The organism is Streptomyces sp. CB02056, assembly GCF_001905545.1.
GTDB lineage: Bacteria > Actinomycetota > Actinomycetes > Streptomycetales > Streptomycetaceae > Kitasatospora.
In genome coordinates this window covers 247,083-270,750 of record NZ_LIPD01000013.1, presented here as the reverse complement: position 1 = coordinate 270,750, position 23,668 = coordinate 247,083, and the positions used below count along the sequence as shown (strand labels likewise).

Here is a 23,668-nt window from a genome sequence, read left to right as displayed (position 1 = left end):
GACCGTCAGGCGGCTCGGAGTGTTCGGGCTCCGGGTTCGGGGCCACGCGTGCGGGCCTCCGGGTGCGGGGCCGCCCTACCCGGCGGCGACGGCCTCGGCCGCCGGGTGGCCGTCGGCGATGAACGCCTGCCAGAGCCGGCTGTAGGTGCCGCCCCGGGCGAGCAGTTCGGTGTGCGTGCCGTCCTCGACCACCCGGCCGTGGTCCAGCACGACCACCCGGTCGGCGCGCTCGGCGGTGGTCAGGCGGTGGGCGATGACCAGGGTGGTCCGGCCGCCGCTGAGCCGGTCCGCGGCCTGGTTGACGGCCGCCTCGGTGGCCAGGTCGAGCGCCGCCGTGGCCTCGTCGAGCAGCAGGATGTCCGGGTCGACCAGCTCGGCCCGGGCCAGCGCGATCAGCTGGCGCTGGCCCGCCGAGAGGTTGCGCCCGCGGCCGGCCACCTCGTGGTCGTAGCCGTCCGAGAGCCGGACGATCATGTCGTGCGCGCCGACCGCCCGGGCCGCCGCCTCCACCTCGGCCGCCGAGGCGCCCGGCCGGCCGTAGGCGATCGCCTCGCGGACCGTGCCCGCGAAGAGGTACGCCTCCTGCGGCACCACGCCCAGGCGGTGGCGGTACTGCGCCAGGTCGTAGCGGGTGAGGTCGACCCCGTCCACCCGGACGGTGCCCTCCGTCGCGTCGTAGAACCGGGCGACCAGCTTCACCAGCGTCGACTTGCCGGCGCCGGTCTCGCCGACCAGCGCCACCGTCTGCCCGGCCGGGATGTGCAGGTCCACGCCGCTCAGCACGGTCGGGGCGCCGTCCGCGCCGCCGTTGTAGGCGAAGCCGACCCCCTCGAAGGAGATCTCGCCGCGCAGGCCCCCGGCCACCGGGACCGGGTCTGCCGCCTCCGCGGTGGCGGTCGGGGTGCGCAGCAGCTCGCGGATGCGGCCGAGGCCCACCGAGGCCTGCTGGTACCCGTCGAACACCTGGGACAGCTGGTTGACCGGCGCGAAGAACAGGTCGATGTAGAGCAGGTACGCGACCAGCGCACCGACCGTCAGCGTCCCGGCGTCGACCCGGGCAGCGCCGACGATCAGCACCAGCGCGGCGGCCACGCTGGAGAGGAACTGGACGAACGGGAAGTACAGCGAGATGTAGAGCTGGGCCCGGACCCGGGCCTCGCGGTAGGCGATGCCGCGGGCCACGAAGCGGTCGGTGTTGGTGTCCAGGCGGCGGAAGGCCTGGACGATCCGCATGCCGGCCACGTTCTCCTGGAGGTCGGCGTTGACGGTGCTGATCAGGTCGCGGGAGCGCTCGTACTGGTCCTTGGACTTCTTGCGGAACACCAGGGTGGCGATCACCAGCAGCGGCAGGACCGCGAAGACCACCAGGGCCAGGCCGGCGTCGATGATCAGCAGGGCGGCGAAGATCCCGGCGAAGGTCAGCAGGCTGACCACGGCGGTGACCATGCCGGTCTGGAGGAAGGAGGTCAGCGAGTCCAGGTCGGTGGTCATCCGGGTCATGATCCGGCCGGTCAGCTCGCGCTCGTAGTAGTCCAGGCCGAGCCGGTTGAGGTGGGCGAAGATCTTGAGTCGGAGCGTGTAGAGGACCCGCTCGCCGGTACGGCCGCTGACCCGGTTCTCGGCGCTCTGCACCACCCAGTCCAACAGGACCACGACGAGAGCGGCGAGCGAGGCCACCGCGACGCCGGACATCAGGCCCTTGCGGACGCCTTCGTCGATGCCGTGCCGGATCAGCACCGGCAGCACCAGCCCGGCCGCCGCGTCCAGGGCGACCAGCAGGAGGGCGATGAGCAGCGGGGTGCGGAAGGGGCGCAGCAGGCGGCTCAGGCTGAAGTCGGGGTCACCGGCCTCGGCCACGGCGCGGGGGACGGCCGGGACGTCGGAGGCGGGCGGGAGGGCCGCGACCTTGTCCAGCAGGTCGGGGTCGGCGGTGCGGGCGGCCTTGGCCAGGGCGGGGGTGGGGAGGACGGGGGCGGCCGGGGTCGCCGGGGTTCCGGGGGTTGCGCCGGCTCCGGGGGTTGCGGCGGTTGCGCTGGTTGCGGCGGCTACGGGGGTTCCGGGTGCCTCTGCGGACGCCGGTTCGTCGGACGATGGTTCGGGAGCGGACTGCCGGTCGGCGTGACCGGCCTCGGGATCGGTGATCAGGGCCCGGTACTGGGGACATCGGGCTTCGAGTTCCTCGTGCGTTCCGAGGTCCAGCAGCCGGCCGCGCTCCAGCACGGCGATCCGGTCGGCGAGTTGGAGGGTCGAGCGGCGGTGGGCGATCAGCAGCGTGGTGCGGCCGGTCATCACCGAGCGCAGCGCGTCGTGGATCTCCGCCTCGATCTGCGGGTCGACCGCCGAGGTGGCGTCGTCCAGCAGCAGGATCCGGGGGTCGGTGAGGATCGCCCGGGCCAGCGCGATGCGCTGGCGCTGGCCGCCGGAGAGCGTCAGGCCCTGCTCGCCGACCTTGGTGTCGTAGCCGTCCGGCAGCGCGCGGACGAACTCGTCGGCCTGGGCGGCGCGGGCGGCGGCGACCACCTGCTCGTCCGTCGCGTCCGGGCGGCCGTAGGCGATGTTGGTGCGGACCGTCTCGGAGAAGAGGAAGCTTTCCTCGGGGACGATGCCGACCGTCGCGCGGACCGAGTCCAGGGTGAGGTCGCGCAGGTCGTGGCCGTACAGGCGGACGGTGCCGGCGGCCGGGTCGTAGAAGCGGGGCACCAGCTGGGCCACCGTCGACTTGCCGGAGCCGGAGGCGCCTACCAGGGCGAGGGTCTCGCCGGGGGCCAGCTTCAGGCTGAGGCCGTGCAGGACGGGGGCGGGGTGGTCGGGGTCGTAGCGGAACTCGACCCGGTCGAACTCCAGGGCGATGTCGGGGGTCCGCGGGCCGACGAGCGCTCCTCCCGGAGTGCTCTGCGGCGCGCTCTCCGGGCTCTCGCCGTGCGCGAGGTCCAGGGTGCGGGCGTCCGGGCGCTCCTGGACCAGCGGGCGCTCGTCGATCAGCTGAAGGACGCGCTCCACCCCGGCCCGGGCCTGCTGGCCGACGGTGATGACCATGGTCAGCATCCGCACCGGGCCGGTCATCTGGGCGACGTACGTGGAGAAGGCGACGAAGGTCCCGAGGGTGACCCTGCCGTCGACGGCCAGCCAGCCGCCGAAGGCCAGGACGCCGACCTGGGCGAGCGCCGGGATCGCCTGCATCGCCGGGTTGTAGCGGGCGTTGAGCCGGATCGACCGGAGCCGGGCCGCGAAGAGGTTGCGGGAGGCCGTCTCCAGCTTGTCGAGCTCCTGGGCCTCCTGGCCGAAGCCCTTGACGACGCGGACGCCGCCGATCGCGCCGTCCACCACGCCCGCGACGGCCGCCGCCTCCTGCTGGGCGGCCCAGGTGGCGGGGAAGAGGCGCTTGCGGCTGAACGCCGAGACCCACCACAGCGCGGGGGCCATGACCACGGTGATCAGGGTGAGCGGCGGGGACAGCCAGACCATCACGACCAGCGACATGACGAACATCAGCAGGTAGCCGGTCATCATCGGCAGCATCGAGAGCAGGCCGTTGACCAGTTGGAGGTCGGAGGTCGCGCGCCCCACCACCTGCCCGGTGTCCAGCCGGTCCTGGCGGTGGCCGTCCAGCCGTCCGAGCGAGCGGAACAGGTCGCTGCGCATCTCGTGCTGGACGTCCACCGCGAGCTGGCCGCCGTAGTAGCGGCGGACCTGGGTACAGCCGAAGACCACGAGGGCCGCGAGCAGCAGCACCACCGCCCAGGGGGCCAGCGAACGGGTGCGGGCGACGATGACGTCGTCGATGATCAGCTTGGTGACCAGCGGCACCAGCGCGGTGACGGCCATGCCGAGGAGCGAGGCTCCGAAGGCGAAGAGCAGGCTGCGGCGGGACCGCCAGCTGTAGCCGACCAGGCGGCTGAGCCAGCCGGCCGACTCGGCGGCGCTCTCGGGGGCGGGCTCGGGGGCGGGCTCAGGCGCCTCGGCGCGCTTGGCGGCGGGCCGGACGTTGTCGGGGGCGGGCTCGGCGTCTTCGGCGGCCGGCCCGGTGTTCCCGACGGCGGCCTGCGGGCTGTCGACGGGGGCCTCCGGGGTCGTGCCGGGGGCCGGGGGGCCGCTCGGGGATTGCTCCACCGTGGATCCGTGAGTCTCAGGCATATTTAGGGATGCTAACCATTTCGTCGGGTGGTCGCCACGGCGTTTTCCGCCCCGGGCGGGTTCGGAACGGGCCCTGACAGCCCGGATCATCCGGTCCGGCGGACTCGCCAACAGTCGATGGCCTGCGGTGATTCCCGGCCGAACACTCGCATGGCCCACTCCGCCCGGGCCATTTCCAGAGTCGCCGACGACCCTCGCGACACCCAGCGGCCACGGGCGGACGGGCGCCGTCCTTTGGGACTAGGCCTCCGGACGGGCCAACGGCGGGCTCCGGGCGGGCTCCGGGCGGGCTCCGGGCGGGCTCCGGGCGGGCCATCGACGGGGACGTTCACCGGCAGACCTTCGCTCCCGACCATTCTCCGCCGGGCCGCTCTTCGTCGAAAACGAAGCCGGGAACGGAGCCGAGGGCGCAACCGGAACCGTGGTCGGAGCCGGAGCCGGAGCTGGAGCCGGGGATGCGGGCTCAGGCCTCCGCGGCAGTCGAGCCGCCGACGGGAGCGACAGCGGCGCCGGGGACGGCAGGGCTGCCGGGGCCGCCGGCCGAGCCCGCGGCCGCCGCGAACGCGCCGTGGGCGAGGGCGTGGAGCAGGGCGGCCATGCCGTCGCGCTGGAGGGCGGCGCGCTCGCCCTGGTCGGGGTTCGGGCCGAGGCTGTGCGGGGTAGAGTTGATCAGGCCGAAGACGGCGTGCACGGCGGCCCGGGCCACCGGCTCGGCGGCGGGGTCGGCCAGCGGCGGGTAGGCCTGCCGGACCACGTCCACCCACAGTTCGACGTAGCCGCGCTGGAGCCGGCGGACGGTGCGCCGGTCCTCCTCCTTGAGGTTCAGCAGCTCGCGGTCGTGCAGGGTGATCAGGTCCCGGTCGCCCAGCGCGAAGTCGACGTGGCCGCTGATCAGCGCGTCCAGCGTGGCGGCCGGGCCCTCGCCGCCGCCCGCGCGGCGGCGCCCCTCGTCCAGCAGGCGCTCGCTGATGCCGATCAGCAGGTCCGCGAGCATCGCGTCCTTGCCGGCGAAGTGGCGGTAGAGCGCGGGGCCGCTGATGCCGACGGCCTTGCCGATCTCGTCCACGCCCACGCCGAGGAAGCCCCGGGCGGCGAACAGCCTCGCGGCCTCCCGGCGGATCTGGTCACGGCGGGGGAGCGCGGAGGCGGCGGGGACGTTGGGCATGCCGTCCATCGTAGACAGTCGGGTTATCGGCCGTTAACCTGGGCGCGTAAGTTAACGTTAATTAACGTGGCGATCACGGGCGGACCGCACCCGGCTGCCCACCTGGTCCGAGGGCAAGGGAGCTCTTGGGAATGGTCAACTCAACCGCCGGCACACCCACCGGCGTCCGGCTCGTCGCAGCGACCGGCACGGCGGTGGCGCCCGGCGCCGCCCCGTCCGCGGCAGCCGCACCGGCACCCCGGCTCGGCAGCTCCGCCGACCCGGGCTCCGAGGCGTACCGCGCCAACACCGAGGCGCACCGCGCCCTGGTCGCCGAGCTGCGCGCGAAGCTCGACGCGGCCGCCCTGGGCGGCGGCGCCAAGGCCCGCGCCCGGCACACCTCACGCGGCAAGCTGCTGCCCCGCGACCGTGTGGACACCCTGCTCGACCCGGCCTCCCCCTTCCTGGAGCTGGCCCCGCTGGCCGCCGACGGGATGTACGACGGCGCGGCCCCCGCGGCCGGAGTGATCGCCGGCATCGGCCGGGTCGCCGGGCGCGAGGTGGTGGTGGTCGCCAACGACGCCACCGTCAAGGGCGGCACCTACTACCCGATGACGGTGAAGAAGCACCTGCGCGCCCAGGAGGTCGCGCTGGAGAACCGGCTGCCCTGCGTCTACCTGGTGGACTCCGGCGGCGCCTTCCTCCCGATGCAGGACGAGGTCTTCCCGGACCGCGACCACTTCGGCCGGATCTTCTACAACCAGGCCAGGCTCTCCGCCGCGGGCATCCCGCAGATCGCCGCCGTGCTCGGCTCGTGCACGGCCGGCGGCGCGTACGTCCCGGCGATGAGCGACCAGGCCGTGATCGTCCGCAACCAGGGCACGATCTTCCTGGGCGGTCCGCCGCTGGTGAAGGCCGCCACCGGCGAGGTGGTCACCGCCGAGGAGCTGGGCGGCGGCGAGCTGCACTCCCGCACCTCGGGCGTGACGGACCACCTGGCCGAGGACGACACCCATGCCCTCTCCATCGTCCGCACGATCGTGGCCGGGCTCGGCCCGCGCGAGGCCAGGCCGTGGCCGCTCACCCCGGTCGAGCCGCCGGCCGTCGACCCGGCCGGCCTGTACGGCGCCGTGCCGGTCGACCCGCGCACGCCCTACGACGTGCGCGAGGTGATCGCCCGGCTGGTGGACGGCAGCCGGTTCGCCGAGTTCAAGGCCGAGTACGGTGCCACCCTGGTCACCGGCTTCGCCCGGATCCACGGCCACCCGGTCGGCATCGTCGCCAACAACGGCGTGCTGTTCGCCGAGTCCGCCCTCAAGGGCGCCCACTTCATCGAGTTGTGCGACCAGCGCGGCATCCCCCTCCTCTTCCTCCAGAACATCACTGGGTTCATGGTCGGCCGGCAGTACGAGGCGGGCGGCATCGCCAAGCACGGCGCCAAGATGGTCAACGCCGTCGCCTGCACCCGCGTCCCGAAGCTGACCGTGGTGATCGGCGGATCGTACGGAGCCGGCAACTACTCGATGTGCGGCCGGGCCTACTCACCCCGCTTCCTGTGGATGTGGCCGGGCGCCAAGATCTCCGTGATGGGCGGCGAGCAGGCGGCCTCCGTCCTCGCCACCGTCCGCCGCGACCAGTTGGAGGCGCACGGCGAGCAGTGGCCGACCGAGGCGGAGGAGGAGTTCAAGCGCCCCGTCCGCGAGCAGTACGAGCGCCAGGGCAACGCCTACTACGCCACCGCCCGGCTCTGGGACGACGGCGTGATCGACCCGATGGACACCCGCACCGTCGTCGGTCTCGCCCTCACCGCCTGCGCCAACGCCCCGCTGGCGCCGCCCGCTCCGTACGGCGTCTTCCGCATGTGACGCCTCCTCGTGTCACCCCCGCGTCCGTGATTCCTCCCTTCCGGGTGTGACTCCCCGCGGCGCCGGCCCACCCGGGCCGGCGCCCGACCGCCCACCGCCACCTCCTTCGTACGGCTCCCCTCGACCCGGAGGAACGCCTCCCATGTTCGACACAGTTCTGGTCGCCAACCGCGGCGAGATCGCCCTGCGGGTGATCCGCACCCTGCGACGGCTCGGCGTCCGTTCGGTCGCCGTGTTCAGCGACGCGGACGCCGACGCGCCGCACGTCCGCGAGGCCGACGTCGCGGTCCGGCTCGGCCCGGCCGACCGCAGCGACAGCTCGGCGACCGAGACGTACCTGCGGACCGACCAGATCCTGGCCGCCGCCCGCCGCACCGGCGCCCAGGCCGTCCACCCCGGCTACGGCTTCCTCGCCGAGAACGCCGGCTTCGCCCGCGCCTGCGCCGACGCGGGCCTCGTCTTCATCGGACCACCTCCCGGTGCGGTCGAGCTGATGGGCGACAAGATCAACGCCAAGGAGGCCGTCCGGGCCGCCGGCGTCCCGGTGGTCCCCGGCAGCCAGGCCACCGCGCCCACCGACGAGGACCTCGTCGCCGCCGCCGACGAGATCGGCTACCCGGTGCTGCTCAAGCCGTCCGCCGGCGGTGGCGGCAAGGGCATGCGCCTCGTGCGGGACCGCGCCGACCTGCCCACCGAGATCGCCGCCGCCCGCCGCGTCGCCCGCACAGCCTTCGGCGACGACACCCTGCTGCTGGAGCGCTGGGTCGACCGGCCGCGCCACATCGAGGTGCAGGTGCTCGCCGACGCCCACGGCACCACCGTCCACCTCGGCGAGCGCGAGTGCAGCCTGCAGCGCCGCCACCAGAAGCTGATCGAAGAGGCTCCCTCCGTTCTCCTCAATGCCGAGACCCGTGCCGCGATGGGCGCCGCGGCCGTCCGCGCCGCGGAGTCCTGCGGCTACACCGGTGCCGGCACCGTGGAGTTCATCGTTCCCGGCATCGACCCGGACGCCCCCGCCTCCGCCGCCGAGGGGGTGCGGGACTTCTTCTTCATGGAGATGAACACCCGCCTCCAGGTGGAACACCCCGTCACCGAGCTCGCCGTCGCCGTCGGCGCGGACGCGGCCCGGCTCGACCTGGTCGAGTGGCAGGTGCGCGTCGCCGCCGGCGAAGCGCTCTCCTTCGCCCAGTCCGACATCTCCTTCCTGGGCCACGCCATCGAGGCCCGCATCTGCGCCGAGGACCCGGAACGGGACTTCCTGCCCACCGGCGGCCGCATCCTCACCCTGGACGAGCCCCGGGGCGAGGGCATCCGCGTCGACTCCGGGGTCGCCCCCGGAACCGTCGTCACCAGCGCCTACGACCCCATGCTCGCCAAGGTCATCGCGTACGGGCCCGACCGCCCGACCGCGCTGCGCCGGCTCCGCGCGGCGCTGGCCGACACCCGCATCCTGGGTGTCACCACCAACACCGGCTTCCTGCGCCGACTGCTCGCCCACCCCGAGGTCGCCGCCGGCCGGCTGGACACCGGCCTCGTGGAGCGGACGGCCCAGGAGCAGCCGGCCCTGCTCACCTCGCCGTACTCCCCCACGAACGCGACCGACCCGGACGCGGCCGACCCCGACGCGGCCTCGGCGGCCGAACCGCCGTCGCCCGCTCACCTCCTCTACTACGCGGCCGCGCTGGCACGGCACCTGGAACTCACTCCGCCCGCCGATCCCGGCGGCTGGACCGACCCGTTCTCCCTTCCCTCCGGCTGGCGCCTGGGCGGCACCCCTGCCTGGACCACCCACCGACTCCGCACCCCCGGCCAGGACCCGGTAGCGGTGAGCATCCGTCCGATCACTGCGGGCAACGTAGCCGATGCCACTGACAATTCCGCCGGGCCCGTCCGCGAGCTGGAGCTCCGGCTGGACGGGGGCCCCGCGCACCGCGCCCGCGCGAGCCTGGCCGGCGACCGGCTGCACCTGACCGTCGACGGCCTCCGGACCACGTTCTCGCTGGCCACCGACGCCACCCCCGGCCCCGCCGCCGGACCGGCGACCTGGCTCGGCGTCGAGGGCGACGCCTGGCCGCTGCACGCCTACGACCCGGTCGTCGAGAGCGCCACCGGGGCCGGCGCGCACCACGGCGCCCTGACCGCCCCGATGCCCGGCACCGTCACCGTCGTCAAGACCACGGCGGGCGAGACGGTCCGCAAGGGACAGCCCCTGCTCGTGCTGGAGGCCATGAAGATGGAACACGTGATCGCCGCACCGCACGACGGCGTGGTGGCCGAGCTGCGGGCCACCGCCGGCGCCACCGTCGCGATGGAGGACCTGCTGGTCGTGGTCACCCCGGTCGAGGACGCGTCGGTCGAGGGCGCCCCGGCCGGGCCGGCCGCCGCCACCGTCCCCGCCGGGCCCGCGGAGGTGCGGTCGTGACCACCCCCGCCCCCACCCCCGCCCGCGAGCCCGACGCGCTCGACCTGGGCCTGCCCGATCCGGTCCGCGCCCCCGGCCTGCCCGAGGAGGTCCGGATCCACGAAGTCGGGCCGCGCGACGGCCTGCAGAACGAGAAGTCGCTGGTACCGGTCGAGGTCAAGGCCGAGTTCATCGCCCGGCTCGCGGCCGCCGGGCTGCGCACCGTCGAGGCCACCAGCTTCGTTCACCCGAAATGGGTACCGCAGCTGGCCGACGCCGAGGAGCTGGTCCCCCGGCTCGCCGGTCTGCCGGAGCGCCACCCCGGCCTGCGGCTGCCGGTGCTGGTGCCCAACGAGCGCGGCCTGGACCGCGCGCTCGCCCACCACGCCGCCGACATCGCGGTGTTCGCCAGCGCCACCGAGACCTTCGCCCGCCGCAACCTCAACCGCTCGGCGGACGAGGCCATGGCGATGTTCCGCCCGGTCGTGGGCCGGGCCACCGAGGCCGGGGTCGCGGTCCGCGGCTACCTCTCGATGTGCTTCGGCGACCCGTGGGAGGGCCCCGTCCCGGTCGACCAGGTGGTCCGGTACGGCGTGCGGCTGCTGGAGCTGGGCTGCGCGGAGCTGAGCCTCGGCGACACCATCGGGGTCGCCACCCCGGGCCAGGTCACCGCCCTGCTGGCGGGTTTCGCGCGGGCCGGCGTCCCGGTCGACCGGCTCGCCGTGCACTTCCACGACACCTACGGCCAGGCGCTCAGCAACACCCTGGCGGCCCTGCGCGAGGGCGTCACCACGGTGGACGCCTCGGCGGGCGGCCTGGGCGGCTGCCCGTACGCGAAGAGCGCCACCGGCAACCTGGCCACCGAGGACCTGGTCTGGATGCTGCACGGGCTCGGCATCCGGACCGGCGTCGACCTGCGCTCCCTCGTCGCGACCAGCGGGTGGATGGCCGGGCGCCTCGGCCGCCCGAGCCCGTCCCGCACCGTCCAGGCCCTGCTCGGCTCCGCCGGGGGCTGACCGCCCGCTCCCGTCCCCGGCGCCGGCCGCCCGCTCCCGTCCCCGGCGCCGGCCGCCCGCTCCCGTCCCCGGCGCCGGCCGCCCGCACCATCCGGCCGGCGCCCCGCACCACCCACACCGATCGACAGTCCATCCCTCAATCGCACCGTGCGACCGTCACACCGTCCGACGGACGCCGGTCACCCCGCTCACGTCCGCAGCCGACCCGGCCGGGCGCCAGGAGGATCACCATGCTCGACCACAGGCTCAGCAGCGAGTACGAGGAACTGCGGCGCACCGTCGCCGAATTCGCCCAGGACGTGGTGGCGCCGAAGATCGGCGGGTTCTACGAGCGGGAGGAGTTCCCGTACGAGATCGTCCGGGAGATGGGGCGGATGGGCCTCTTCGGCCTGCCCTTCCCGGAGGAGTACGGCGGCATGGGCGGCGACTACTTCGCCCTCGGCCTCGCCCTGGAGGAACTCGCCCGCGTGGACTCCTCGGTGGCGATCACCCTGGAGGCCGCCGTCTCGCTCGGCGCGATGCCGATCTACCGGTTCGGCACCGAGGAGCAGAAGCGCGAGTGGCTGCCCCGGCTGACCTCGGGCGAACTCCTCGGCGCCTTCGGCCTCACCGAGCCGGAGGGCGGGTCGGACGCGGGGGCCACCCGGACCACGGCGCGGTACGACGAGGCCACCGACGAGTGGGTCATCAACGGGACCAAGTGCTTCATCACCAACTCCGGCACCGACATCACCGGCCTGGTCACCGTCACCGCGCTCACCGAACCGATCGCTCGTTCGAGTGAAGAGGGCGAATTCCGCTCGCCTGCACGGGAGATCTCCTCCATCATCGTGCCCACCGGGACCCCCGGCTTCCAGGTCTCGAAGAAGTACTCGAAGGTCGGGTGGAACGCATCCGACACCCGCGAACTGTCCTTTACCGACTGCCGCGTTCCCGCGGCCAACCTGCTGGGCGAGCGTGGCCGAGGCTACGCCCAGTTCCTGCGGATCCTCGACGAGGGCCGCATCGCGATCGCGGCCCTGGCCACCGGCCTGGCCCAGGGCTGCGTCGACGAGTCCGTGAAGTACTCCGGCGAGCGCCGGGCCTTCGGCCGGCCGATCGGCGCCAACCAGGCCATCCAGTTCAAGCTTGCCGACATGGAGCTGCGCGCCCACACCTCCCGCCTGGCCTGGCGGGACGCTGCTTCCCGGCTGCTGCACGGCGAACCGTTCAAGAAGGAGGCCGCGATCGCGAAGCTGTACTCGTCCGAGGCCGCCGTCGACAACGCCCGCGAGGCGACCCAGATCCACGGCGGGTACGGCTTCATGAACGAATTCCCGGTCGCCCGCTTCTGGCGCGACTGCAAGATCCTGGAAATCGGGGAGGGCACGTCTGAGGTCCAGCGCATGCTCATCGCCCGGGAGCTCGGCGTCGGTTCGTGACGACCGCATCCTGACGGTCGCCTCCTGAGCCACGCCCACCGGGCCGGCACACCGGTCAACACACCGCTCCGCGACGAGAGTTGGGGAGCGCCACGGCGAAGGAGGCGTCAGGGGAAGGCGTCAGGAGGAAACAGCAGGAGGAGGCGTAGGAGGAGGTGTCGCGGCGGCTTCGGGAGAAGCCGCCGGAACAGGGCCTCAGGGGATCACGATCACCGGGCGGTTGGCCCGCCGCGCCAGCCGTCCGGAGACCGAGCCGAAGATCTTGCCGAGAAGGCCGTGCGTCGTGCCGACGACGATCGCGTCGGCGGCGTACTCACGGCCGACCTCCTCGATCTCGTGGCAGATGTCCCCTCCGCGCTCGACCAGGATCCACGGCACCCCGGTGAGGAAGTCCGCGCAGGCGAGCTCCAGGCCGAGGACCTCGGTCCGGTGGTCAGGGAGGTCGACGAAGACGGGCGGCTCGCAGCCCGCCCAGACCGTGGCGGGCAGGCGGTTGGCGACGTGCACGATCACCAGGCCGCACTGCGAGCGGCGCGCCATGCCGACGGCGTAGGCGAGGGCGCGCTCGCTCGACAGCGAGCCGTCGAAGCCGACCACCACACCGTGCTGGAACACCGGGTCGAGGGACGGCGCCGGGGTGTCCTGCCCGGACGGCTCGGTGGGCCCGCCCAGCGGGCCGGCCGCGCCGGAAGCCGCCTCCGGGTACTCGGCACCCGGGCCCAGGCGGCCCGTCACCGGAACCCCGGCGGGGTCGGCCGGAGGCTCGCCACGCCGCTGGCGGGGCCCCGGGCGGTCACGGCGGGCGAGGCTGCCCCGGCGGGCGAGGCCGCGCAGAGCGCGTGCGAAGCCCAGCGGGCCGTCGCGCCCGGGGCCGGGCTCCCCTGGCTCCGCAGGCTGTGGCACGTCGGCCGCCGGCCGGGCCGCGCGGGCCGCTCCGGCCGCCTCGAACCCTTCCGCGTCGTCGGCGACGCCGCTGTCGTCGTCGACCCGCTCGTGGCCCGTCCGCACGCCCGGGATGCGGCCCGAGGCCTCGGCGCGCGCGTCGGCTCGTTCGCCGGCAGTGTCGGCAGGCCCGTCGACAGACCCGCCCGCGCTGTCGTCCCCGCGGCCTCCGTCGCGTTCGCCGCCATGGCCACGGTCGCGTTCGTCGCCGTGGCTGCCGTAACTACCGTGACTGCCGTCCTGGTCGTCGTGATCGTCGTGGTCGTCGCCGAGGTGGTCACTGTGGTGGTCACGGACGTCCTCGCCGCGCTGGTCGGCGCACAGCTCGGCGCGGCCGTCGGAACGATCGGCGGCAGGCCCGCGGGCCGGGTCCACGCTGCGGGACGTGTCCGGTTCAACCGGTCGGGGAGGCTCAAAACCAGCCATGGCTCACGGCTCTTCGATGGAGAGGGGCCGACAGGAGAGGAGGACAACGCTGCCCGGGCAGCAGGCCCGCCCACGGGATGACGTCGGTCTGCGCCGCGCAGCACCGTATGTGACCTGTTCCTTTCAGAGTACGACGGGCTTGGGGCCCCGCCCAGCGAGGAAGCCCCGGAGCGACGTTCTTCCCGCGAAAGGGGGATGCGCCCGCCGAGGCTGTGCGCCCCGCCCACAGGCGATCGCGCCCCCTCCGGAAAGGAGGTTCCCTGGAGCTTGACTGAGCGGACCGGGCGGCGCAACAGCCCCACGGGACACCGTGACCGGACTGTCATGGATCGGCGACGATCCGTTGCGGCGCGTCGCGAACCGTGACGTCCGACCTGCCCCGACAGTCCCGGTGAACCCGTGCCTCACCGCCCGCCACGGGGGTGCGGAGGCCGTTTCAGCCAACGCGTACGGCTTCGCGACGCCGTCTGGCATTTGCCATATGCATAGGCGCGGCCGCTGGCACCATGCTCGGCATGTCCCTGCTCCTGTTCGACCTCGACAACACCCTGCTGCCCCGGGACGCCGCCTACCGGGCCTGGGCGCAGGACTTCCTGTCCGAGCACGACCTCCCGCCGGTCGACCTCGACTGGTTCGTCACCCTCGACGGCGGCGGCTACGTACCGCGCAGCACCGTACTGTCGGCGGTCCGGCGGCGCTACGGGCTGGACGTCTCCGCCGACTTCCTGACCGCCCACTACCGACGCGGCATCAACTCCCACATCCACTGCCCGCCCCGGCACATCGAGGCGCTCCGGGTCGCCCGGGCCGCCGGGTGGACGCTGGGGATCGTCAGCAACGGCGGCACCCGGCCGCAGTTGGAGAAGATCCGGCGGACCGGGCTCGGCCCCCTGGTCGACGGCTGGGTCATCTCCGAGGAGGCCGACTGCGTCAAACCGGACCCGCTGATCTTCGAGATGGCGGCCCAGCGGTGCGGCATCGCCCCCACCGGGGACTGGGCCGAGCACACCTGGATGATCGGGGACCACGCGCCCGCCGACATCGCCGGTGCCGAACTCACCGGACTGCGCAGCGTCTGGCTGCACCACGGCCGACCGTGGGCGGAGAGCGGCTACCGGCCGACGCTGAAGGCGGCCGGTCTGCCGGAGGCCGTCGGCCAGGTCCTCGCCGCGCGGAACGCGCCCTCGCCGCGGCCGGACGTCCGCTCCGGCGGGCCGCTCCGGAAGGCCGCGGCAGGAGCACCGGTTCACGCGACGGCGCTGGTCGGCGCACGGTCCGGCGCACGTCCCGCGGTGGCCGCCGTGGACGGCCCGAGTGCATCCGTTCCCGCGACCGCCGGGACCGCCGGCCAGGCCACCGCCGCAGGTGGGCCGGGTGTCCGAAACCGATCCGGCGGGTTTGCCCTGATCGCCGAGGCCCGTCCGGAGACCGGCCCGGGCTCCGGGACCAGGGCGGGGAGCAGACCGGGTCCGGCCGCGGACGGCCTCCGCCCCGCACCGACCGCGGCCGGCGCCGCGGCCACCGTCACGGCCGGAGCCGTCCGTCCGAAGCCCCTCGGCAGCGGGCCCGACGGCGCCGTCCCCGCCCGGACCTCCTTCGCCGCCGTGCCCCCTGCGGCCTCGTCCGCGGCCGCCGTGGCGGCCGCCCGGTAACGCCTCGGCCACACCCCGCCCGAGCCCCCTCCGCTTCCCCGCCCCCTACTTCCCTGCCCCGCTCCGGCCCCGCTCCCCCACCGCCCCTGCCGCCCCCTGCCCGCCCCCGCGCCGCCGTCAGCCGTTCGCCCGCCCCACCGACTCCACCCGCCGCCCCGGCTACGCCGTCGCCGCCACCGCCGTACGGGTCCACCAGCAGGTGCGGGCCTGCTCGACGAACCCGAGCTTGCGGTAGAGCGGTTCGCCGAGCGCGGTGGCGACCAGGGTGGCCGGGCGGTCCGGGTGCGCGTGGGCCAGGGCGGTCCGGAGGACGGCGCGGGCCGCGCCCCGGCCGCGCCGGTCGGGCAGGGTGGCGACCCAGTACACGCCGGTTGCCTGGCCGTCGTCATAGGTGAGGCAGGTGCCCGCCACCGCGCCGTCGACGCGGCCGAGCCAGCCCCGCCAGCCGGGTACGTCCAGCAGTCGCTCCGGGAGGGCCTCGCCCCGGACCCAGGGCTGTCGGGCGGGCAGCGGGAAGCCCTCCACGATCGTCCGCTCGACCAGGGCGAAGCTGTCGCCGTCCCGCGCCTCATCGACCGTCAGGACACCGCCCCCGTGCGCCTCCGAGACCACGGGCAGGTCGGTGGTCGCTCCCTCGACCGGTCCCGGGTCCCGGACCATCACCGGCATGAGCGGCATCCGGGTGGCGCCGAGGCCGGTGAGGTCGAGCCCGTCGTACGGGTCCTCCACGGTGCAGCGTATGGTCGACCAATCGGCCATCAGCTCCGCCAACTCCTGCTCCACAGCCGCCGGTTCGTCGTAGGGGCGGGTCACCACGATGCGGTGCGCGTCGTCCGGGGTCCGGGCGCACCGGACCGCGGTCAGCCCCGGGCGGGTGCGGGACTGCCAGCCGTGGACGCGGGCTTGGGCGAGCCAGAAGGCGGCGGCGTTGTCGTTGGCCCGTTCGAGCCGGCTGTTGGTGTTCACGGCAGGACCGTAACCCGGTGCTCCGGTTCCCGGTTCCGCCGTCCCAGGCTTGGCCGGATGAAGCCTGGGAGGCGCACGACTTCTCCCCGTGCGCCCCCTCGTGCACCGCCGATTTTCGGTCAATTTCGCGCCGATCCCTCCCGCTTGGGCAAATCCGCAGCCCAGACCAGCCGGCCGGGCGCACCGGAGCCGGACGCCCCAGGAACCGTCCCGCGACAACCAGCCACCGTTGCCCCGGCCCTCTTCCCAGAAAGGTCGACGGGTGCCACGCTTCGTGATCGAATGCATCACGCCAAATTGCCATGTCGACATAGCGTCGGATGGTGAACTTGTCACAACGGCAATGGTCCACCCGATAGATTTCGATCTTGGCCAGCAGTGCCGCACCACCCACACCACACCACCGAGGGGGCTTGAGCGCCTTGAGCAGGGTGAGCAGGAGCGACGCGGGTCCTGACAGCGGCCAGGCGGCGGCCGGCAGCTCGGGTCGGTCCGCGAGAAGCACTGGCACCGCCGCGATCGCCACCACCCGCACCTCCGGCACCCCGGGCGCCGCCTCGCACTCCTCGTACTCCGCGGTGCCTTCCCCCGGGGCGGGCACCGGCACCGGCATCGGCCCCGGCGCGGCGCCGGCCACGGCGGACCACGGCGCGGCGGCATCCTACGGAGGACAGCCTGCCTACGGGGGCCAGCCGGCCTTCGGCGGACAGTCCTTCGGCGGACAACCCGTCAGCCGAGGACCCGTCAGTCCCGGCCAGACCTACGGCGGCGAGCACCCGGGCCATTCCAGCCACCCGGGACATCCCGCCCACCCCGCCCACCCCGGCCATTCCGGCCACCCCGGCTACGGCGGCCAGCTCGGTCACCCCGGTCATTCCGGCCACCCCGGCTACGGCGGCGGCACCCCGGGCCCGAACGGCGGCGGCACCGTCGCCGCCGGGCCGGGCGGCGGTCCGCTCGGCGGCCTCGCGCTCGGCTCCGGCCACGGCCCGCTGGGCCACGGCGGGCCCGGAGCGAACGGCTCCCCGACCCCGGTGACGGCCTCCGCCCCGCGCAAGCTGTCCGGCCGGCGCCGCCGGGAGACCGTCGCGGTACTGATCTTCGGCGGCGCCCCGATCTTCGAGAGCTCCATCCCGCTCTCCGTCTTCGGCGTGGACCGCCAGGACGCCGGGGTGCCCCGCTACCGCCTGCTGGTCTGCGCCGGCGAGGAGGGCCCGCTGGCCACCACCGGCGGACTGACCCTCTCCGCGCCGTACGGCCTGGAGGCGCTCGCCCGGGCCGGCACGATCGTCGTACCGGCCTGGCGCTCGATCTCCCAGCCCCCGCCGGTCGAGGCGATCACCGCCCTGCGCAAGGCCCACCACGAGGGCGCCCGGATCATCGGGCTCTGCACCGGTGCCTTCGTACTGGCCGCCGCCGGCCTGCTCGACGGCCGCCCGGCGACCACCCACTGGATGTACGCGCCGACGCTGGCCAAGCGCTACCCGCGGGTCCACGTCGACCCGCGCGAGCTGTTCGTCGACGACGGCGATGTGCTCACCTCGGCCGGCACCGCCGCCGGCATCGACCTGTGCCTGCACGTGGTGCGCAGCGACCACGGCGCCGAGGCGGCCAACGCGCTGGCCCGCCGCCTGGTGGTGCCGAGCCGCCGCGGCGGCGGAGGACAGGCCCAGTACATCGATCAGTCTTTACCTGAAGAGATCGGCAACGACCCGCTGGCCGAGGTGGTCACCTGGGCGCTGGAGAACCTCAACCAGCAGTTCGACGTCGAGGTGCTGGCGGCTCGCGCGTACATGAGCCGGCGCACCTTCGACCGGCGGTTCCGCACGCTCACCGGCAGCGCGCCGTTGCAGTGGCTGATCACCCAGCGGGTGCTCCAGGCGCAGCGGCTGCTGGAGACCTCGGAACTGTCGGTGGACGACGTCGCGCGCCGGTGCGGGTTCCGTTCGCCGGTGGCGCTGCGCGGGCACTTCCGCCGCCAGCTCGGGGTCTCCCCGGCCGCGTACCGGACCAGCTACCGGGCCCGCCGTCCCGGTCAGCAGCCGACCGCGCCGGCCGGTGCGCTCGGCGACCTGCGGCTGTCCGGAGCGATCCCGCACCCGGCGGGCGCGGTCGTCCCGGCGGGCGGTCCGCTGTTCGGCGGGGCCCACGGCATGCCGTCGGGGCAGCCGTTCCCGGCCGGTCCGGGCGCGCCGCTCCCGGTCGGCTCGCACGGACAGCCGGTGCCGCACGGCCAGCACGGGCAGCCGGGCGGCCACGGCCAGCCCGGCGGGTTCGGTCCGGGCCAGGTCGGGACGCCGACCGGCCAGGCCTTCCACGCCCGCGGCGGTCAGCCGTACCCGCACCAGCAGGCCTCGCAGCAGTCGCACCCCGGGCAGCAGGGTGCGGCTGGGCGCGGTCCGCTGCGGCCGCCGGTGGTTCCGCCGCAGGCCGGGTCGGGGACCGGTCGTCCGCCGCGCACCGCCGAGCACGCGGCGGCGGAGGACGGCCTCCCCCAGCCGGGGGTGCGCGGTCAGGGCCAGGGGCACCGGAGCGCGGCCGAGCGGCCCGCGGACGACCCCGGTTCGGCCGGGCGCGGCCACGGCGCGGCCACCGGACGGATGCCGGCGCCCGCCGGGCAGCCGGGCTCCGGCCCGGGCGAGCTCCGCGGCCGCCAGGCCCGGGCTCCGCAGGTCCGCGGCCAGGCCGGCCGGCCCGCGCCCGAGGGCGCCCGGGCGGCGCGCGAGGTCCGGACCGGACGGGACGGCCACACGGTCCTGACCGGCCGGGAGGGCGAGCACCCGGACGGCCACGGCACGCACGACGGGCCGGAGGAGCACCAGGCCGAGGCACCCCGCTCGGCTCCACCGGTCCCCGCGGCGCGTGATCGCGCCGTAGGGTGAGTTGTGTGAATGACCGTTTGGTATGGATCGACTGTGAGATGACCGGCCTCGACCTCGACCAGGACGCCCTGGTCGAGGTCGCGGTGCTGGTGACGGACTCCGAGCTGAACATCCTCGGCGAGGGCGTGGACGTCATCATCCGGCCGCCGGCCGAGGCGCTGGCGAACATGCCCGAGGTGGTGCGCGAGATGCACACCGCCTCCGGGCTGCTGGAGGAGCTGGAGCAGGGCGTGACCCTGGCCGAGGCCGAGGAGCGGGTGCTCGCCTACGTGCGCGAGCACGTGCCGGAGGCCGGGAAGACCCCGCTGTGCGGCAACTCGGTGGCCACCGACCGCGGCTTCCTGGCCCGGGACATGCCGGCCCTGGAGAAGCACCTGCACTACCGGATCGTGGACGTCTCCTCGATCAAGGAGCTGGCCCGCCGCTGGTACCCGAAGGCGTACTACAACAGCCCGCAGAAGGGCGGCAACCACCGGGCGCTCGCCGACATCCGGGAGAGCATCGACGAACTGCGGTACTACCGCGAGGCGGTGTTCGTCCCGCAGCCCGGCCCGGACGCCGACACCGCGCGGGCGATCGCCGGGAAGTACCAGGCCCCGGCGGGCTGAGCCCGGGCCCGCCCCGGGCGGCCCACCCCGGAACCGCCCGGAACCGCCCGGCGGACCCCTGTCGGAGGGACCGGGAAGGTGCCCGCGTTCGCCGGAGCGAAACCCTGGCGCGAGCACCCTCTCGGATCCTGTAGAGTTCTTCCTGTCGGAACGGGAACGCGAGAGCGGGAACGGGCCGGACAGATGGTGGGTGTAGCTCAGTTGGTAGAGCACCTGGTTGTGGTCCAGGTGGCCGCGGGTTCGAGTCCCGTCACTCACCCCAGAGCCTGAGGGGCCGATCTCTTCAAGAGATCGGCCCCTCAGGCGTTTTCGCCTCCCTCGGCCAAACACGGCCTCGGTCGAACACCGCCTCAGCCGGACACGGTCTCAGCTGCGCACGCGCCCCCTCGTCCGCGTGTGCGCTCCCTCACACGCGCCCGCCGGGTCGGCTTTGCGGCGACCCCTGCCCCCAGAAGCTACCGACTAGTAACATCGTCGCCATGACCACTCCCACGATCGGCCAGATGCTCGACTCCACCGTGCCGATGGCGCACACCCTCAAGCTGGAGTACCTGGAGACCACCCCGGAGCGCGCCGTGCTCCGCCTCCCGGACCAGCCCGCGTACCACAACCACGTCGGCGGCCCGCACGCCGGCGCGATGTTCACGCTGGCCGAGTCCGCCAGCGGCTGCATCGTGCTCGCCGCCTTCGGCGACCAGCTGTCCCGGGCCGTGCCGCTCGCCGTGAACGCCGAGATCGCGTACAAGAAGCTGGCCATGGGCGAGGTCACCGCCACCGCGCTGCTCGGCCGCCCGGCCGCCGAGGTCGTCGCCGAGCTGGACGCCGGCGGCCGCCCCGAGTTCCCGGTCACCGTCGAGATCACCCGCGCCGACGGCGCCGTCACCGGCATGATGACGGTCACCTGGACCCTGCGCCCCAACTCCTGACCGCCACCCGGTCGGTGGCCCCGGGAGAACAGGCCCGGGGCCACCCGTACGATGACTGTCCGTGACGGCGGGCGTGACCTCACCGCCCGGCCGCTCGTTCTCGATTCACGTGCGAGCCAATCACGCGACCAAGCCCCAGGAACCCGTCCCCCGCGGCGCCCCGCGCGGCGTCGCCGGCGCCCGCCGCGGGATCGCCCGGCGGCTGCCCCGCCCCCGGGTCCTCGCGGCCGCCGGGGCCCTGCTCGCACAGCTCTGGGGATTCGGCGCCCCCGGGGCGTACGCGGCCACCGCCGACCCGGTACCGGACCCGGCCCGGCCCACCGTCCGCCGCGCGCTGCAGGCCGCACCGGCACTCGACAGGCCGGTGCTCGACAGGCCGGTGCTCGACGGACCCGCCCTCGACGGGCAGTCAGCCGAACGTCCCGTCGGGTCCGGACCGCCGGGCCGCTCCCCCGGGCCCGCCGGGGAGCCGACCGGCAACGGCCCCACCAGCGGGATCACCGGCGTCGCCGGAGCCGTCGGCGGCACCCTCCAGGAACGCATCCGGGCCGGCGGCCTGCCCCTGCCCGGCCAGCGGGCGGCCGTCCCCGACGCCTTCGCGCTCGCCTCCGGCCTGCTCGGCACCGTCCCCGCCCAGGCCCGGCCCGACGGCCCCCGCGCCTCCCGCGAGGGCGAACCCGCCGACCCGCCCTCCGCCACCCGGCACCGCGGCGGCGCCCTCTCCGCCGTCCCCCGGCAGCGCGAGGCCGCGACGGAACCCCTGCTCCAGGAGGCGGCCACCGCCGTCGACGAGGGCGGACCCACCACCGAAGCCGGCAGCACGGCGGACTCCACCGCCACCCCCTCGCCGGACCATGGCAGCACGCCCGAGACGACGGCCATCGCCGACACCGCCACGGCGGCCGGCTCCGGAGACGGCTCCGCCACCGCGACCGCCGTCCTCGTCCCCATCGCCGCCGGACTCCTGCTCACCGGAGCGGCCATGTGCAAGCACCGCGGACTGCCGCGCGGCCACTGAGCGGCCCCGGCCGCGGCGGACCGCCCCGTGGGCATGGGGACGCTGCGCAGCCGCGAGAAGGCGGCGGGACGCCTCCGATCACCGGGCCCAGGGCCAGACGGCAGCGCTCCGCCCCCGCCTAAGGCGTGGCCAGATCCACGGCCAGCAGCGGGAGTTCGCGCCCCGGGATCGAACCGGACGGGACGGCGCCGATCCGGATGGCGCCCATCACGAGGTAGAACGGCTCGGCGTTCGGGTCGGATTCGATGATGAGCCGAGACAGGCCGAGTGCCACGGCCAGGCCCCTCGCCCGCTCGAACAGCGCGCGGCCGACGCCACGGCCGATCGACTCGGGCTCGATGAAGAGCAGGTCCAGCGACCCGGTCGGCGGCGCCCCGGAGAGCGAGACGAAGCCCAGGACCCGCCCGTCGTCCTCGGCCACCGCCGTGGCCGCCCGCTCGATCACACCGGCGTCCACCGTCAGCTCCGCCCGGCAGGCGGCCATGAACGCCTCGTCGTAGCCCCAGTACGCCTTGGACCGCAGCGCGATGCCGGTGAGCAGCGCGGCCTCCTCCGGCCGGGCCGGTCTGATCTCCATGACGCCCCCTCGGGTCGCTGGCCGGACGGCAGCGCCATTGTCGGCCGCGACTCGGTCGTCGGCAAACGGTTTTACGGCCGGCGGAGCGGGCGCGGAGAAGCGGTGCGGAGAAGCACCCGCAGGACCGCCGGGCCCCTACGCCGACGAGCGGCCCGTCAGCGGAACACCCCCGGCGGCGGTTCCGGGGACGGGGCCGCCGTGGCGTCCGTCGCCGGGACGGCGCCGGCCGCGAAGTCGGTGAGGGCGCGGCCGTGTTCGACCCGGGCATGGGCGGAGTCGGAGGCGGCGCGGCGGGTGAGTTCGGCGATCGGCAGCGGGGTGTGGGCGGCGGCCAGGACGAGGTTGCCGAAGCGCTTGCCGCGCAGCACGGCGGGGTCGGCGATCAGGCAGAGCTCGGGGAAGACCGCGGCGAGGGTGGCGACCTGGGAGCGGGCGAAGGGCAGGGCGCCGCCGTCGGCGATGTTGGCGGCGTACCAGCCGCCGGGGGCGAGGGCGCGGGCGGCGAGGGTGGTGAACTCGACGGTGGTGCAGTGGGCCGGGGTGCGGGCCCCGGAGAAGACGTCGGTGATCACCAGGTCGACGCTGTCCTCGGGGGTGCGTTCCAGCACGCCGCGGGCGTCCGCACCGCGCACCTTGATCTGCCAGCCGCGTTCCAGGGGGAGTTCGGCGCGGACGAGTTCGGTGAGCGCGGTGTCGATCTCGGCGACCTGCTGGCGGGAGCGCGGCCGGGTCGCGGCGGTGTAGCGGGCGAGGGTGAGGGCGCCGCCGCCGAGGTGCAGGACGGTGAGCGGGCGGCCGGGCGGGGCGACCAGGTCGATCAGGTGGCCGAGCCGGCGCTGGTACTCGAAGCCGAGGCGGGTGGGGTCGGCGAGGTCGACGAGGGACTGCGGGGCGCCGTCGATCAGCAGCGACCAGGCGGCGGGGCGGTCGCGGTCGGGGCGCAGCTCGGCGAGGCCGGAGCCGACGGGGCGGCTGAGCGGGCCCTGGGCGTGGGTGCGTCCGCCCGGTCCGGTGGTGGCCTCGGGTTCCGGTCCGCGTGCGGCTCTGCTGCTTCGTCCCATGGCGGCCATTATCGCCGCCGCCGGGGGACGTCCGCTGGTCAGGGGCGTGCCACGGGGGCCCGGCCGGAGGTCGACTGGCCCGGCGGGGTCCGCGCGGCACGCCCGCTAGAACGGGCCGAGGCCGCCCGCGGTGAGTGTGCAGGCGGCCTCGCAGAGGGCGGATCGGAGGACCCAGGCGTCGGTGGGGCGGGCGGTGCGGCCGGTGCCGGAGGGCGGGATCACCCAGCGCGGGTCGGTGGTGGCGGGCAGCAGGGCGCCCGCCGTACAGGAGCTGCCGGGCAGGTGCCAGGTCTCCCAGGTGCCGGCCGGGACGAGGAAGGAGACGGTGCTGCCGTTGCGGCTCTGCAGGACGACTCCGCAGGCGCGGCGCAGTCTCAGGATGTCGACGGCCTCCAGGCCGTGCCGCAGGGCGACGGTCACGGTGTCGCAGGCGCTGACGACGGCGCCCTCCTCGGGGACGGTGCGCTCGCGCCGGTGGCCGCCGCGGGGGAGGCGGCCGCCTTCGACCGGTCCCCGGCCGGAGAGCCGGTCGTCGGCGGGTTCGGGGAGCAGGGCGGGGGCCGCGCCGGCGAGCACTCCCCCGGGGACGGGTCGGTACTGCGGCAGTCCGGTGGCCATCATGGGCTCTC

At 74.9% G+C, this 23,668-nt stretch carries 16 protein-coding genes, 1 tRNA gene and 1 pseudogene; 11 read left to right on the top strand and 7 right to left on the bottom strand.

The features are described from left to right. Window positions 1-75: 75 nt before the first annotated feature. Window positions 76-4,134: an ABC transporter ATP-binding protein gene (locus AMK13_RS31765; RefSeq protein WP_079272667.1), complete on the bottom strand. Its 4,059-nt coding sequence runs from the start codon at window positions 4,132-4,134 to the stop codon at window positions 76-78. Between the two features lie 463 nt (window positions 4,135-4,597). Further along, entirely contained in the window at window positions 4,598-5,299 is a 702-nt protein-coding gene (locus AMK13_RS31760) for an SACE_7040 family transcriptional regulator (RefSeq protein WP_074005156.1), read from the bottom strand. A 131-nt stretch (window positions 5,300-5,430) separates the two neighbouring features. Between AMK13_RS31760 and AMK13_RS31755 the strand changes: the two genes are divergently transcribed. From AMK13_RS31755 to AMK13_RS31740, 4 genes are all read left to right on the top strand, one after another. Further along, window positions 5,431-7,143 (top strand): carboxyl transferase domain-containing protein, encoded by a 1,713-nt coding sequence (locus tag AMK13_RS31755; RefSeq protein WP_241853114.1) that lies wholly within the window; start codon window positions 5,431-5,433, stop codon window positions 7,141-7,143. Between the two features lie 142 nt (window positions 7,144-7,285). After that, the gene (locus tag AMK13_RS31750; RefSeq protein ID WP_074005123.1) at window positions 7,286-9,565 is read left to right on the top strand and encodes an ATP-binding protein; all 2,280 of its coding nucleotides are present in this window, start codon (window positions 7,286-7,288) and stop codon (window positions 9,563-9,565) included. After that, window positions 9,562-10,560, top strand: a complete 999-nt coding sequence (locus tag AMK13_RS31745) for a hydroxymethylglutaryl-CoA lyase (protein WP_049653905.1) — start codon at window positions 9,562-9,564, stop codon at window positions 10,558-10,560. The genes AMK13_RS31750 and AMK13_RS31745 overlap by 4 nt, the downstream gene beginning before the upstream one ends. A 230-nt stretch (window positions 10,561-10,790) precedes the next feature. Continuing rightward, window positions 10,791-11,981, top strand: a complete 1,191-nt coding sequence (locus tag AMK13_RS31740) for an acyl-CoA dehydrogenase family protein (protein WP_074005122.1) — start codon at window positions 10,791-10,793, stop codon at window positions 11,979-11,981. Between the two features lie 195 nt (window positions 11,982-12,176). Here the strand turns inward: AMK13_RS31740 and AMK13_RS31735 are convergent, their stop codons facing one another. Next, window positions 12,177-12,653, bottom strand: a complete 477-nt coding sequence (locus tag AMK13_RS31735; RefSeq protein WP_049653914.1) for a universal stress protein — start codon at window positions 12,651-12,653, stop codon at window positions 12,177-12,179. A 456-nt stretch (window positions 12,654-13,109) separates the two neighbouring features. On the opposite strand from AMK13_RS31735, the gene AMK13_RS43105 reads away from it, so the two are divergent. Further along, window positions 13,110-13,430 (top strand): hypothetical protein, encoded by a 321-nt coding sequence (locus tag AMK13_RS43105; RefSeq protein WP_143204682.1) that lies wholly within the window; start codon window positions 13,110-13,112, stop codon window positions 13,428-13,430. Between the two features lie 434 nt (window positions 13,431-13,864). Next, window positions 13,865-15,001 (top strand): HAD family hydrolase, encoded by a 1,137-nt coding sequence (locus tag AMK13_RS46105; protein ID WP_158077768.1) that lies wholly within the window; start codon window positions 13,865-13,867, stop codon window positions 14,999-15,001. Window positions 15,002-15,160: 159 nt separating this feature from the next. Here the strand turns inward: AMK13_RS46105 and AMK13_RS43780 are convergent, their stop codons facing one another. Next, entirely contained in the window at window positions 15,161-15,967 is an 807-nt protein-coding gene (locus tag AMK13_RS43780) for a GNAT family N-acetyltransferase (RefSeq protein WP_074005120.1), read from the bottom strand. Between the two features lie 1,034 nt (window positions 15,968-17,001). Here AMK13_RS43780 and AMK13_RS31720 point away from each other — a divergent pair. The 5 genes and pseudogenes from AMK13_RS31720 to AMK13_RS43775 all read left to right on the top strand — a co-directional run. Next, a pseudogene (locus tag AMK13_RS31720) lies at window positions 17,002-18,007 on the top strand (helix-turn-helix domain-containing protein); the annotation flags it as partial. Between the two features lie 847 nt (window positions 18,008-18,854). Further along, window positions 18,855-19,457, top strand: a complete 603-nt coding sequence (gene orn, locus AMK13_RS31715) for an oligoribonuclease (protein WP_049660762.1) — start codon at window positions 18,855-18,857, stop codon at window positions 19,455-19,457. A gap of 186 nt (window positions 19,458-19,643) precedes the next feature. Continuing rightward, a tRNA-His gene (locus AMK13_RS31710) sits at window positions 19,644-19,719 on the top strand. Window positions 19,720-19,936: 217 nt separating this feature from the next. Continuing rightward, window positions 19,937-20,383, top strand: a complete 447-nt coding sequence (locus tag AMK13_RS31705; RefSeq protein WP_074005119.1) for a DUF4442 domain-containing protein — start codon at window positions 19,937-19,939, stop codon at window positions 20,381-20,383. A 109-nt stretch (window positions 20,384-20,492) separates the two neighbouring features. Further along, window positions 20,493-21,401 (top strand): hypothetical protein, encoded by a 909-nt coding sequence (locus AMK13_RS43775; protein WP_158077767.1) that lies wholly within the window; start codon window positions 20,493-20,495, stop codon window positions 21,399-21,401. A gap of 118 nt (window positions 21,402-21,519) precedes the next feature. Here the strand turns inward: AMK13_RS43775 and AMK13_RS31695 are convergent, their stop codons facing one another. From AMK13_RS31695 to AMK13_RS45340, 3 genes are all read right to left on the bottom strand, one after another. Further along, window positions 21,520-21,978 (bottom strand): GNAT family N-acetyltransferase, encoded by a 459-nt coding sequence (locus AMK13_RS31695; protein WP_074005117.1) that lies wholly within the window; start codon window positions 21,976-21,978, stop codon window positions 21,520-21,522. Window positions 21,979-22,133: 155 nt separating this feature from the next. Further along, on the bottom strand, window positions 22,134-23,039 hold the full coding sequence (locus AMK13_RS31690) for a spermidine synthase (RefSeq protein ID WP_074005154.1): 906 nt from the start codon (window positions 23,037-23,039) through the stop codon (window positions 22,134-22,136). Window positions 23,040-23,144: 105 nt separating this feature from the next. Next, a complete protein-coding gene (locus tag AMK13_RS45340; protein ID WP_241853113.1) occupies window positions 23,145-23,660 on the bottom strand; it encodes a hypothetical protein in 516 nt (171 codons plus the stop codon). Window positions 23,661-23,668 lie beyond the last annotated feature (8 nt).